Source organism: Deinococcus aestuarii (assembly GCF_018863415.1).
GTDB lineage: Bacteria > Deinococcota > Deinococci > Deinococcales > Deinococcaceae > Deinococcus > Deinococcus aestuarii.
In genome coordinates this window covers 1-13,345 of sequence record NZ_JAHKSN010000030.1, presented here as the reverse complement: position 1 = coordinate 13,345, position 13,345 = coordinate 1, and the positions used below count along the sequence as shown (strand labels likewise).

The 13,345-nt window shown below is 70.7% G+C and carries 9 protein-coding genes; 2 read left to right on the top strand and 7 right to left on the bottom strand.

The window, feature by feature from the left end; genetic code table 11:
* The first annotated feature begins 331 nt into the window (after positions 1 to 331).
* Positions 332 to 1,537 carry a sensor histidine kinase gene (locus IC605_RS22610; protein WP_216329235.1) on the top strand — a complete coding sequence of 402 codons (1,206 nt, stop codon included), beginning with the start codon at positions 332 to 334 and terminating at the stop codon, positions 1,535 to 1,537.
* A gap of 28 nt (positions 1,538 to 1,565) precedes the next feature.
* On the opposite strand, the gene IC605_RS22605 is transcribed toward IC605_RS22610, so the two are convergent.
* From IC605_RS22605 to IC605_RS22580, 6 genes are all read right to left on the bottom strand, one after another.
* Positions 1,566 to 6,809: a GAF domain-containing protein gene (locus IC605_RS22605; RefSeq protein WP_216329232.1), complete on the bottom strand. Its 5,244-nt coding sequence runs from the start codon at positions 6,807 to 6,809 to the stop codon at positions 1,566 to 1,568.
* Positions 6,810 to 6,968: 159 nt separating this feature from the next.
* Positions 6,969 to 8,510, bottom strand: a complete 1,542-nt coding sequence (locus IC605_RS22600; protein WP_216329231.1) for a cation:proton antiporter — start codon at positions 8,508 to 8,510, stop codon at positions 6,969 to 6,971.
* A 248-nt stretch (positions 8,511 to 8,758) separates the two neighbouring features.
* Positions 8,759 to 9,727, bottom strand: coding sequence for an aldo/keto reductase (locus tag IC605_RS22595; RefSeq protein WP_216329229.1), 969 nt, complete (start codon positions 9,725 to 9,727; stop codon positions 8,759 to 8,761).
* Positions 9,728 to 9,750: 23 nt separating this feature from the next.
* The gene (locus tag IC605_RS22590; RefSeq protein WP_216329227.1) at positions 9,751 to 10,335 is read right to left on the bottom strand and encodes an NAD(P)H-binding protein; all 585 of its coding nucleotides are present in this window, start codon (positions 10,333 to 10,335) and stop codon (positions 9,751 to 9,753) included.
* On the bottom strand, positions 10,332 to 10,535 hold the full coding sequence (locus IC605_RS22585; protein WP_216329225.1) for a hypothetical protein: 204 nt from the start codon (positions 10,533 to 10,535) through the stop codon (positions 10,332 to 10,334). Before IC605_RS22585 ends, IC605_RS22590 begins: the two co-directional genes overlap by 4 nt.
* Before the next feature lie 71 nt (positions 10,536 to 10,606).
* Positions 10,607 to 11,461 carry an aldo/keto reductase gene (locus IC605_RS22580; protein ID WP_216329223.1) on the bottom strand — a complete coding sequence of 285 codons (855 nt, stop codon included), beginning with the start codon at positions 11,459 to 11,461 and terminating at the stop codon, positions 10,607 to 10,609.
* A gap of 229 nt (positions 11,462 to 11,690) precedes the next feature.
* Here IC605_RS22580 and IC605_RS22575 point away from each other — a divergent pair, with 229 nt between their 5' ends.
* Positions 11,691 to 12,680 carry an AraC family transcriptional regulator gene (locus IC605_RS22575; RefSeq protein ID WP_216329222.1) on the top strand — a complete coding sequence of 330 codons (990 nt, stop codon included), beginning with the start codon at positions 11,691 to 11,693 and terminating at the stop codon, positions 12,678 to 12,680.
* A 78-nt stretch (positions 12,681 to 12,758) separates the two neighbouring features.
* On the opposite strand, the gene IC605_RS22570 is transcribed toward IC605_RS22575, so the two are convergent.
* Positions 12,759 to 13,345, bottom strand: a 587-nt coding sequence (locus tag IC605_RS22570) for a Rossmann-fold NAD(P)-binding domain-containing protein (protein ID WP_216329221.1), incomplete at its 5' end; no start/stop codon positions are given.

The window sequence follows — 13,345 nt, the reverse complement described above, 5'->3', positions numbered from 1 at the left end:
CCAGGGGTCCCGACACCATCTCGCACCCTGCGTACGCCAGGCCCCCAGCATTTGGGCATCACACTCTCCAGGGCGGGTCAAGAAGGTCGCCCGCCCTGGCAGATGGAGCGACCCGAACCCCGAGAGGACGGGCTCCCGGCCACCGTTCCAGACCACGAGGACCGGGCGTGCAGGGCTATGCGGGCGTCACGGGCACACAGCCCCCATGACGGCGGAGTCTCACGGCGGCATTGCTGAACAGGGACGCGGGTCCAGCGATGCGGCGGCGGGCGAGCAGGCATCTGCGGTAGGATGAGCTTCCCCCCCACCGCCGCTCACCCCCAGGTGATCCATGAACCACGATCCAGCCTCCCCCGCCACGGCAACCCACCTGGAATCACCCGCCACGCTCGAAGCCCGGCTCCAGGCCCTCGAGGCCCAGGTGCTGCACCTCCAGGCGGCGGTGCACCGGGCGCAGGCGCTGTTCCGGGACAGTCCCGGTGCCGCCGTGCTCCTGAGCCTACAGGGCCGCCTGCTGGACGTGAACATGCGGGGGGCCGCCCTGCTGGGGTCCGCGCGCGAGGTCCTCCAGGGCCGCCGCCTCGCTCCGTCCCTCACCCCCGCGTCCCAGCCCACCCTGGACGCCCTGCTGGCGCGCGTGTTCGAGGGCCGGGGTCGGCAGACGGGCGAGGTCCAGGTGCTGACCCCGGGTGGAGAGGTCCGTGACGTCGCCCTGGAGGCCAGCCTCCACCTGTCCGGCGGTGACGCGCCCGTCTGCCACCTCACGCTGACGGACGTGACGGCCTTCAAGCTGGCGCACCGCGCCCTGTGGGACAGCCAGCAGGTCCAGGACCAGCAGCTTCAGGACCGCGCCCTCCGGCTCCGGCAGCTTCGGGAGGAGTTCCAGGGCGTCGTGCTCAAGTCCGGGCGGGAACTGGAGGGCACCCTCACCCGCGCCCAGAATTTTCTGACGCTGATGCAGCAACACCCGGAGACGCCGGGGCACCTGCTGCACGCCCAGGAGGCGGTGCGGCAGACCCATGCCCTGCTGGAGTCCCTGAAACTGTACATGCAGGTGCGTTTCCTGCGCGCCCGGCTGCGGAGCGTGGACCTGGGTCGCGCTCTGAACGAGGTGCTCAAGGACGTGCAGGACCAGACGGCGGGCCGTGACGTTCGGGTCACGAGTCAGGCGTTGCCCACGGTGGCCGGGGACAGTCAGGCCCTCCAGCTCATCTTGCACGAGTATGTGTCGAACGCCCTGAAGTTCACCCGGACGCGGCCCCAGGTCCGGCTGCGGGTGCTGGTACAGGAGGACGAGACCGAGTACCGCATCGGGGTGGAGGACAACGGGATAGGCTTCAACCAGCGCTACAGGGACCGGGCCTTCGAACTGTTCGGCAGACTCCACCCGCTGGGCGTGTACGAGGGCACGGGCCTGGGGCTGGCGGTGGTGCGGCGGCTGTGTGAGCGCTTCGGGGGCCGCGCCTGGGGGGAGGGGAAGGTAGACCAGGGCGCCACCTTCTGGTTCGCCTGGCCCAAATCGCCCCCGGAGGAGTGAACCGGATCCCTTTCACCTGCGGCCCGGCTCACTGGCCGGGTTTGTCCCGACGGAAGAGGGCCTCGAGTCCCTGCACCGCCTCGTCCCTGGGAAGGGCCAGGACGATCTTGCCGCTGCTGAGCTGCGCTTCGGCCCACGTCCAGCCGCCGTGGCGGGCCAGGATCCGCCGGACCTGCACCAGGCCGCTTCCCTCCAGCACAGGCACCTGCTGGTCCGTCCGCACGGCCAGGTCGAAGAGGGTGGCGGCCTCCTCACCGGTGAGCCCGAGGCCGTCGTCCTCCACCGTGACCTGCACCTCGCCCTCCACCTCCCGGCTCTCCACCGTCACGTACCGCGCGCCCCGCGCCTCGCTCAGGGTAAACGTCATCAGCACCTCGAGGGCCTGCTTCAGGAGCGCCCGGTCCCCCCGCACGATGGGAAGCGGCCCGGTCAACCAGTACACCTGCTTGCCCCGGGGGGTGGCGGACACCTGCGCCTGCACCTCCGCGAACAGTTCCCCCAGCGGCAGCAGGTCTTTCGCCACGTCCTGTTGCTCCAGCCGGGCGAGTTGCCGCAGGTCCTGGGCGACTCCCCTGAGCCGCGTCACCTCGTCGTGCAGCGCCGCCGGATCATAGGGAAAGAGGCCGTCCGGGACCCCCGGATCAAGCGCCCGTCCGGGGTCCATCAGGTGGCCCAGTCGCCGGGCGGGCGCCTCCAGGGTATGCGCCGTGCGGGTAATGAAGTTGCCCAGTTCCGCATTCAGGTCCGCGAGGCGCTCGCGTTGCCGCTCGATCTGCTGTGTTCTCGCGGCGCGTTCCAGGGCGAGGCGGAAACTGTCCCCCACGGCCCGGAACACCGCCTTCTCGCGCTCGGTCCACGTGGGGCGGTTCGTTACCGCCATGCTCAGCATCCCGGCGGGGTGGTCCGGCGGGAACAGCGGGTAGGCGGCCACCGCCGTGAAGGACACGGGGGCGGCCATGCCCCGGGTGCCCGGGTCCCAGTGCTCGAAGAACAGAGGCTCCCGGCGCCCTTCGGGCAGCGCGAAGCCGGGCAGACCGGCGGGCACCCCGCGGCCCAGGACGTCCTTGAGGTCGGGGTCGAGCGAGCCGGAGGCGTGGCGCAGCCGCCAGACCTCCCCCTCCCGCTCGAAGTACACGGCGCTGTCCACGTCGAGCACCTCCCCGAGCACCTCCGTCGCCTGCCGGACGAGCGCCGCCACCTCGCGGGTGTCTGCGGCCCGCTCGGTGAAGTGGGCGAACGCCGCCAACGCCTCGCGCTCCTCGGCCAGGGCCCGCACCGCCGCCGCCCGCTCCAGGGCCAGCCCCAGGCTGTGCACGACCGTCTCCAGCACCGCCCGGTCGGGCGCCGACCAGGCCCGCTCGCTGAACAGGGCCACGGCGAAGAGCCCGAGCCGCACCCCGTCCACCGTGAGGGGAAACGTCGCCGCCGCGTCCACCTCCGGCCTCAGCTCGCCCAGCCCGTCGGTGTCCCGGCCATACTGCCCCTGAAACAGCGGCACCCCGCTCGCCCAGGGCCGGTCGAGGCTGGGGGTCCCCCCCACCGGAAGCCCGGCGTCCACCGCCGCCTGGAGCGCCGGGTTGCACATGTCCCCCACCTGGGCCCGCAGGCGCCACACCGGGCCCTCGGGCTCGTAGTAGGTCGAAAAGCCCCCCGGCAACAGCGAGAGCGCGATCTCCTGCCCCCGCCGGATCAGGGCGTGGGGGTCGAGGTGCGGGGCAAGGTCGCGGGTCAGCTCCGCAAACGCCTCCAGCGCCCGGGTGCGTGACGCCAGCTCGGCGTTCAGCGTGGCGAGGCGGCGGGTACGCTCCTCCACCCGCTCTTCGAGGGTGGCGTTCAGCGCCCGCAGTTCCTCCTCGGCCCGCGCCCGCTCCACCGCCGCCCAGGTGCGCTCGGCCACCTCCTCGACCAGCGCCACCTCGTCCGGCGTCCATTCGTGCGCCGTGGGGAAGTGCAGGCTGAAGACGGCGGCCAGCCGCCCCCCCTTGACGAGGGGGACGCCGATGAAGGCGCGAATCGCCCCGGCGGCATAGACCTCCGTGCGCTCCGCCTCGCTCACCCGCGCGTCGCGCTCCGCGTCGGCCAGCATGACCGTGCGGCCTGCGCGCAGGTCGCGCACGAACCCCGGGCCGAAGGCGTCGAGGAGGTAGCGCCCGGCGTAGCTCGGCACGCCGCTGGTGTAGTCGCGGTGGACGACGAAATGTGCGTCATCCGCCTCGACCTCGGCGTAGGACGCGCGGCTGGCGCCAAGGTGACGCCCGAGCACGCGGGCGGCCTCGCTCTGGACCGCGCTGGGGTCGGCGAGCGGGCGCAGCGTGTCGGAGAGCCCCAGCAGGAAGGCCTGACGCTCCTGATTCTTGCGCAGCGCCTCCTCGGCGCGTTTGCGCGCGGTGATGTCGTAGGACACGGCCAGGGCCGCGGAGATGTTCCCCGCCGCGTTCCTCAACGGCACGCCCCGGGTGACGAACGTGCGGCCATGCGCCGCGTGCTCGTAGTCGAACCCCTCCCCCGCGAGGGCCTGACGGTACAGGGCCTCGTACCCGGGGGCCAGCTCCGGCCCCATGGCCTCGGCGACGGTCCGGCCGATCAGGTCCTCCGGCGTGAAATTGGCCGGGGCCAACGCCTCGCCCTGCGCCAGCACATACCGCAGGTCGTGATCCACCACGAAGACCGCGCTGCCGGGCAGGTGCTCGACCAGCGCCCGCAGACGGCCTTCGGACTCGGTGAGGGCGGCCTCGGCGCGGGCACGCTCCACCTCCGACCAGCACCGCCCGGCGAGGCCCCGGACGAGGGCGACCTCCGCCTCGCTCCAGTGGCGCGGGGGGCGCTGGTTGGCCGCGAGCGTGCAGCGCAGCTTCCCGCCCACCACCACCGGGACGGCCAGGTCCGCGCCGACCGCGATCTGAACGTAGCTCTCCTTCACCTCGGGCGGGATGCGCTCATCCGCCTGCGTGTCGTTCACCACGACTGGAAGGCCAGCCAGGTGAAGCGACGTGAACGGCTCCCAGGCGTCGACCGGGAAGCGGCCCTCGATGACCGGCACGCCCGGAACCTGGACCGAGGGGCCGATGACATACTCACGCGTGGTCCAGTCGACCTCCGCCCAGTAGGCGCGCTCCACCCCGAGCCGTTCGGCGATGAGCCCACAGGCGACTTCGGCGACGGCCTCCGGGTCGGTGAGCGTGCGCACGGCATCGGTGAAGCGGACCAGAAAGGCGTTGAGCTCCTCCGCCTGCTGCCTCAGGGTCTCCTCCCGCGCTCGCTCGACCGCTGTCCACGTGCGCTCGGCCACGTCCTCCAGCAGGGACACCTCCTCCCCCCGCCACGCGCGGGGCGTCGCCATGTGGACCGTGACGATGCCGAGGAGGCGGCCCTCCTTGACGAGCGGCACCCCGATCCCCGCCACAAACTGGATGGAGGCGTAGGCAGCCCGCTCGGCGTCCGTGGGGCTCCAGTCGACCAAGACGTCGTTCGTGACGACGGTCTTTCCCGCGGCGTACGCCTCGCGCACCCTGGGGCCGAAGTCGCTAAGCCGCATCGTGCCGACGAGGGAGGGCACGCCGCGCAGGTAGTCGGTCCTGGTCACCACGGTGTCGCCGTCGGGGAGGACCTCGGTGAAAAAGGCGCGGTCCACGTTCAGGTGCGCGCCCAGCACCTCTATCGCGGCCTGCTGGATCGCCGTCGCGTCGCGCAGCGGCCGCAGGGCGTCGCTGAGCCGCAGCAGGAACGCCTGCCGCTGTTCGGCTCGTTTTCGCTCGGTGATGTCCTCGTACAGCACCGTCAGCCGGTCGCCGCCGCGCGGAGACACATACACCTCGAACCAGCGTCCGAGCGCCGAGACCTCGTGCTCCAGGCGCTCCGGCACCCCCGCCGTGGCGATGCGGTCGTAGGGCTCGAGCCACCAGGGATCGAGGTCGGGGACGATCTCCCGTACCAGACGGCCCACGGCGTTCGCCACCGGGATGCCGAACATCCGCTCGAACGCGGGATTGAGGGTGAGGTACCGCACGTCCACGACACGGCCGCCCGCGTCGCGCACCAGCTCGGCGTCGCAGTACCCCTGATCCATCGACTGGAAGAGCGTTCGGTACTTCTCCTCCGACTCGGCCAGGGCTTGCTCCGAGCGCGCCCGTTCCACCGCCGCCCAGACGCGCTCGCCCATCTCGCGCAGCAGCTCGACCTCGCCCTCCTGCCACACCCGCGGGTGCGCGGCGGTCACGCACAGTGCCCCCACCAGCCGCCCCGCCTTGATCAGGGGCGCCCCCATGCAGGCGATGATCCCCAGCGCGGCGGAGGCGGGCCGGTCCTCCGGGGGCACCAGGTCCGAGCTCTGCGTGTCGGCGACCACGTGGCACTCCCCACGCCGCAGGATCGCCACCGACCAGCCGAAGTCCGAGGTCCGGTGCTCGCCCGCCAGCGAAGAGGCGCCGCCGCGCACCCAGTCCCGGGCGACCCGCGCGACGCCCACCGCCTCGTCCATCTCGACGTAGTAGGCGCGGTCCACGTCCAGATGCTCGGCCAGCAACCGGCACGCCTCGCCCTCGATGGCGCCCGGGTCGGCCAGGGGCCGCAGGGCGTCGCTGAGGCGTAGCAGGAACGCCTGCTCTTCGCTCTCGCCAGATGCCTGCATGGCGCGGGTGCGTCCGGGCGCGGCCTCGCCGGGCGGCGCTGTCGGGCTCGGCCCCGTCAGCAGGCGGGTCACGGTGCGGCCGAGGTCCCGGGGGGACACCACCCGGTCGGCCGCCCCAGCCTCCATCACCGCGCTCGGCAGCTCGGCGAGGTTCGCCGTGGCCGGGTCCTGGACCAGCACCGTCCCGCCCACCCCACGCAGGGCACGCGCGCCCGTCACGCCGTCGCGCCCCTCTCCACCCAGGATGACCGCCAGCGCGCGCGAACCGCAGCTCACGGCCAGCGACGCGAGCAGCCGGTCTTGTGGGCACTCCGCGGCCAGTTCCCCCTCCGGCGGCGTGACGGCGCAGCGGCCACCGGGCCTGACCTCCAGGATCATTTGCGGTGGGCTGACGTAGCCGTGTCCCGGCCGGAGCACCGTGCCGTTCTCGGCAGGGTGAAGAGGGAGCGGGGTGTGGCGGCTCAGGGACTGCACGGACTGCACGGGGGGGACCTCCCCGCCCAGGGACGGTCCGACGAGCACCGCTGTGGACAGCTCGGCGGGCAGATCGGCCAGCACCGCCGCCACCGCCGCCAACCCGTTGGCCGGGGGGACGAGGACCAGCACGTCGAAGGGGGCTGCGGGGGAGGCGGGACGCGCAGACATAGCTGGGGGGCAGTCTAAAGACGTTCAGGCTGTACGTGTGTAGTTGCGTGCAGGGGCAACCCCAGGTCTTCGGCGTCGCCGCCGCCAGCGCCGCACCTCCTCACCCGTGCCGCCTTCCTGGGGGCGGAGCGGCCACACCCCACCGGACAGTGGACGCCCCTACGCGGGCGCCGACGCGGGCCGGGCGCTCAACTCCAGCCAGTCCAGCTCCTCCTCGACGAGGTGGTAGGCGTCGTCCCCGATCTTGCCCGCGCGGCGCAACTCGGCGAGGGTCCGGCGGGCGGCGGCCACCCCCTGCTGGCGCAGCACGTTGTCCGGCGTGTCGTGCGGGTCCCCGCCGCTGCGGGCCTGGGCCAGGTCCCTCTGGTATTCCAGCCGCAGGCGTCCGGCGGCTTCCGAGTCGTCCCCCTCCAGCGTCCCCAGGGCGGCCTTCAGCGCCGCGCCCCGCGCCAGGCGGAGTTCGGTCTCGACCGTCGTGTCCCTGGGGAGGCGCAGCAGGAGGAGCAGCGGGCGCAGCGTCAGGCCCTGGATCACCAGGGTGCCCAGCACGACGACGAAGGCGGCGAGTTGAATGAAGTCGCGCTCGGGGAAGCCCTCCGGGAGCGCGAGGGCCGTCGCCAGCGTGACGATCCCGCGCATCCCCGACCAGCCGATCACCAGCCCGCTCTTCGCGGACGGCAGGGGCGTGGAGCCGGGCGACGGGTCCGGACCCGGCGGACGCTTCCTCCCCTGCGCCAGGGTGTAGACCAACGCCCAGACGAGGCGCACGACGATCACCACCGCCAGGATGACGAGGGCGGCGATCAGGAAGCGCCGGAGTTGTGAGGCGTTCAGGGCTTCGAGGGTCGGCCCGAGTTGCAGCCCGATCAGGGTAAAGGCCAGGACGTTGAGGACGAAGGTCACCGCGTCCCAGACGGCAAAGGTCGGCACCCTCAGCCGCGCCGCCAGGGCCGAGTGCCTGGCCGCCGTGAGGCCGTAGACCACGACCGTCACCACCGCGGAGAGGCCCAGCCGCTCGGCGAGCAGCCAGAGGGCGAAGGTGAGCACGAACTGAAAGATGACCGAGGTGGGCGCGTCCTCGATGGGCTCGACCAGCCGGCCGATGGGCCACGCCAGGAGCCAGCCCACCAGGGCGCTGCCGAACACGACGAGGACGAAGGTCGGCAGCGCCCCCACGAGGCTGAAACTCCCGGTCGTCACGGCCCCGACCGCCAGGGTGTAGATCAGCAGGGCCGAGGCGTCGTTGAGCAGGCTCTCGCCCTCCAGGATCTTGCGCAGCCGGTAGGGCGGATTCACCTGCCGCAGCACCGCCAGGGCGGCGACCGCATCGGGGGGCGCGACCAGGGCGCCGAGGGCAATGGCGGCGGCCCAGGGAAGATCGGGGAGGAGCACCCGGGCGGTGACGGCCACGGCGACGGTGGTCAGACCAACGGCCACCACGGCGAGGGACAACACGGGCCGCCAGTTCCCCCGCAGGTCCCGCAGCGAGGTGTCAAAGGCCGCGTCCAGCAAGACGGGGGCGACGAACACCGCCAGGATCAGTTCGGGCGGCAGATCGAAGCGGGGCGCGCCCGGAAGGAAGGCGACGAGCGCCCCACCCACCGCGAGCAGGGTGGGATAGGGGATGTTCAGCCGCCGGGCGACGATGGACAGCAGTGTCGCTCCGAACAGGAGCCCGAGCAGGGTCTCGAAGATCAACATGCGTGCGGGGGCCTCCCTGGAACGAAACGACGGGTTCTGACCGGGGAAGAGCACCGAACGCTGAGCGCCCTGACGCGCCCTCGCGGATCAAGTGGGTGGGGCGCCGGTCGTCCAGCTCCCAGACGCGGAACCACCAGCTTCCAGAGCCACCCCGGCCTCCTCACCTGGGCGGGGCGGAGGCTGGGCACCCGCAGCCTCCTGGGCAGAAGGCGGTCCCACCTCCCAGCGGCCGGTGTCTTGGGGTTTGCCTAGTATCGGTCGCCCAAGACGGTGATCCTCGACATGGCCTCGTCGATGTCGCGCAGGTCCTCCGGCGTGAGGGTGAGGTCCACCGCCCCGTTGTTCTCGTCCAGGCGCGAGAGGTTGCGGCTCCCCGGAATGGGCACGATCCACGGCTTCTGGGCCAGTAGCCACGCGAGGGCGATCTGCGCCGGGGTCGCCCCCTGCTGCCCCCCGATCCGGGCGAGCAGGTCCACGACGCCCTGGTTCGCCCGGATCGCCTCCTGTGTGAAGCGGGGATTGCGGCTGCGGATGTCCGACGGGTCGAAGGTCGTGTTCTGGTCGATGGTGCCCGTCAGGTAGCCCCGCCCCAGCGGGCTGTAGGGCACGAAGCCGATGCCCAGGTCCTCACACGCCGCCAGCACCCCGTTCTCCTCGGGCGCGCGCCACCAGATCGAATATTCACTCTGAATCGCCGTCACGGGCTGCACCGCATGGGCGCGGCGGATGGTGTCCGCATCTGACTCCGAGAGGCCGAAGTGCTTGACCTTGCCCTCCTGAATCAATTCCTTCACCGTGCCCGCCACGTCCTCGATGGGGACCTGCGGATCGGGCCGATGCTGGTAGAAGAGGTCGAGGGCTTCGACTTGCAGGCGCTTCAGGGACTCCTCGGCCACCTGACGGATGCGCTCGGGGCGGCTGTTGGTCCCCTTCTGCGGCGAGGGTCTGCCGTCAGGACCGGGCTCGAAGCCGAACTTGGTGGCGATGACGACCTGACCCCGGTAGGGTTCCAGCGCCTCGCCGACGAGTTCCTCATTGGTGAAGGGGCCGTAGACCTCGGCGGTATCGAAGAAGGTGACACCCCGCTCGACCGCCGCGTGCAAGAAAGAGATCATCTCCTGCTGGTCGGTAGGGCGGTCGCCGAAGCTCATCCTCATGCAGCCCAGGCCCATCGCCGAGACTTCGAGACCGCTCGTTCCCAGTTCGCGCTTCTGCATCTGTTCCTCCCCTTTGTTCAAGGTTAACCGCGACTGACGCCCAGGCTTTCCCGAGCGTGCAGGTTCGGGTCGCGGGCCAGTTTCACGATCAGGTCAGACAGGCTGTTCAACGACACGTCGTGTCCCTTGAACGGCTCGCCCTTCTGCGTGAGTTGGTACTTCACTTCGCTGTCACGGGTAAACCAGCCAGGCCGCAACACGGTGTAGTCGAGGTCGGACGCCTCGATCACCGCCGCCGAGTCGCGGTAGGGGTCGAGGACGCTGCTGTACTTCTCCCCCGGCACCTCACCGTAAATGCCCATCGAGCTGATGAAAATGAGGCGCCTGACCCCGGTGGCGTGCATAGCCTGCACGATGGTCTCGGCCTGCCGCCTCATGTCGCCCGCGAGGTTGGCGTACACCACGTCCTGCCCCCGCATGGCCGTTTGCAGGGTGGCGAGGTCGGTCACGTCGCCCTCCACCACCGTGACGCGGCTGGAATCAGGGTTGGGCAGGCGGCCTGCCCGGCGCAGGTACAGCGTGAGCCGCACGTCCGGCTGCCGCAGGAAGAAGGGGAGGGTGTGGCGGGCCAGGCCACCATTGGCGCCCAGAATCAGCACGTTCGTCATCTGTCGTCTCCCTGCGTTGCCTGGGTCCTGATCTGCTCCAGGGCCGCGTTGAACCCGAGGGGTATGCCGCTGGACCCCGCCAGTCTGCCCACCTTCACCTCCACGAGCGGCTTGCCGATCATCACGGTGGCGAGCCAGCGCCGCAAGTCCAGGAACGTCGGGTCGGTGGTGTGCGGCCTGAGCGTGACGTCCCGGATCATGTCGCCCCTGAGCGAGACCGTCACGGTGATGGATGAGGGCAGGCCGCGCACTCCTGCTCGGCACCCACGCCTCAGTCGGTGTTGCGCCGGGCCGTGTTCAGCCAGTGCACCATCTCCGGGTCACGGTGGTCGAAGAACAGGCTCTTCCCGGTGTCCAGCCCGGTGATGGCGTCCATCTCGGCTTGGGTCAACTCGAAATCGAAGACCTCGAAGTTCTGGGTCATGCGTTCCTTGCGAACGGATTTCGGAATCACCACGACGCCGCGCTGAATCAGCCACCGCAGGGCGACCTGGGCCACCGACTTCCCGTGCGCCTCACCGATGCGCGTCAGGGTGGGGTCACTGAAGAAGTTGTTCTTCCCCTCGGCAAACGGCCCCCATGACTCGATCTGGACGCCGAGCGTCTGCATCCGGTCCTGCTCTTCCCTGCGCTGGTAGAACACGTGCGTCTCCACCTGATTCACGGCGGGAACGATCTCGTTGTGGTCGATCAGGTCCACCAGACGATCCGGGTAGAAATTGCTCACGCCGATGGCGCGGACCCGGCCCTCACGCTGGAGGGCTTCCATCGCCCGCCACGCGCCGTAGTAGTCGCCGAGCGGCTGGTGAATCAGGTACAGGTCCAGATAGTCCAGTCCCAGGCGGTCCAGGGAACGCCCAAAGGCGGCGGCTGCTTTCTGCTCGCCCGCATCCTGAATCCAGAGCTTGGTGGTCACGAACAGTTCTTCCCGGGGCAGGCCGCTGTTCCGGATAGCCCGGCCGACAGCTTCCTCGTTGCCGTAGGACGCCGCCGTGTCGATCAATCGGTAGCCGACTTCCAGGGCGTCGCTGACGGCCCGTTCGCACTCGGCGGCGTCCGGAATCTGGAACACGCCGAAGCCCAGGATGGGCATCTCCACACCATTGTTCAGTTTGACGCTTTGCATTTGTCCTCCTGCTGGACGCTGATCCTCACGGGGAGGGTTGCCCCTCCGGGCCGGGTCAACGGCTCATTCCCCGGTCGGGCAGGCGTTGGTCGCCCCCGTTGCCGGGTGGTCCCAGTGTTCTGGATCGCCGGGTCACCCGGTGACCTGTTCCTGCCCGGTTTCTGCCTGATCCTGCCCCTCTCCGTCCCCGGGTGTGGGCGAAGCGCTCCTCCCCTGACAGAATCGAGTCATGGCGTCTTCCAACGCGCGTGACTTGAGCGGGCCGCACCCCTCTCCCCGTCCCGGCGGCCCGGTCCCCCAGGTCCCGACGAGAACGGAGTTGCTGCCGCTCGCCCGGTTGCTGGAGCAGGCGGCGCCGTTCGACGGGCGACACGACCTCCCGTTCCCGGGGGTCCACGTGGTGCGCGCCTCACGGCCGAATACCGATCTGGTGCACGGGATGTTTCGGCCCTCCGTGTGCATCGTGGCCCAGGGGGCGAAGCGGGTGTTTCTGGGCCCGGAGGTGTACGAGTACGACACGTCGCGGATGCTGCTGTGCTCGGTCGAACTGCCGATGGCCGGTGAGGTGGTGCGGGCGAGGTACGACGAGCCGTACCTGGGTCTGATCCTGGACCTGGACCCACCCCGGGTGGCGGAACTGGCCTTCAAGGTGTTCCCGGACGGTCTGCCCCCCGTGCGGGAACATGGGGGCGTGTACCTGGGGGAGGCAACGGCGGAGATCGTGAACGCCGCGGTCCGGCTGCTGGCCTCCATGACGGACCCACGGCAGATGGCCCTCCTGGCGCCGATGGCCGTGGATGAAATCGTGATCCGCCTGCTGTGCAGTCCGGTCGGGGGCCGGGTCGCGCAACTGGGGCAGACGGAATCGCACGTGCAGCGGGTGGCAAGAGCGGTGAACTGGGTGCGGGAGCACTTCGACCAGCCCATGAACGTGGAGCTGCTGGCCGAGCTGGTGCACTTGAGTCCGTCGGCGTTCCACCGGCAGTTCAGGGCGGTGACGAACGTGAGCCCCCTGCAATTCCAGAAGAACCTGCGGCTGCGGGAAGCGCGGCGCCTGATGCTGGTCGGGGGGCTGGACGTGACCACCGCGAGCCGTCAGGTGGGGTACGTGAGTTCCTCGCAGTTCATCCGCGAATACGGGCGACTGTTCGGGAACGCCCCGGCCCGGGACATCGCCCTGCTGCGGGAACAGGGCCAGGCCCCGGCGGCGCTGAACTGAGGGCCAGGGTGACCCGGGCTCGCACATCCCTGCGAGAGGTTCGAGGTCACGTCCCTCGAAGGGTTTGGCGACACCCGTTCAGGCGGGTTGGGCCTGCCCGACCAGGAAGTCGCGGTACCACGCCACGGTCTGCGCGATTCCCTGCGCCAGCGGCGTCGGGTGAACGCCGAACTGACGCTCGAAGGCGGTGGACACCATGTTCTGCGGAAGGCGGTGCTGGTAGAGCATCTCCGCGTAGCTGTCCATAAAGGTCTGGTCGAAGGGCCCGTAGGCCTCGGCCCGCCGCAGGTTGTGAATCCGCAGCGGACGCCCCACCGCCTGGGCGACCAGTTCGAGCACCTCGTCCGTGGAGCGGGCGGGCGCGGTCGGCAGGTGCCAGATGCGCCCGTCCCCCTCGGAACGCTCGCCCAGGGTCGCCAGCCCCCGCGCCACGTCGCCGATAGAGGTGTAGCTGTGCGGCAAGCTGGTGTCGAGGATCGTCATGACCTCGCCCCCCGTCAGGGCCGCCGGGAACACCGCCCCGCCCAGGGTCGAGTTCAGGACACCGGGACCGTAGAAGTCCGCCGAGCGCCCGGCAACCACCCGCACCCGGCCCTGGGCATGTGCCTGAAGGTAACGCCGGTCGAGGTCGGCGCGCAGCCTGCCCTTGACGGTGGTGGCGGCCC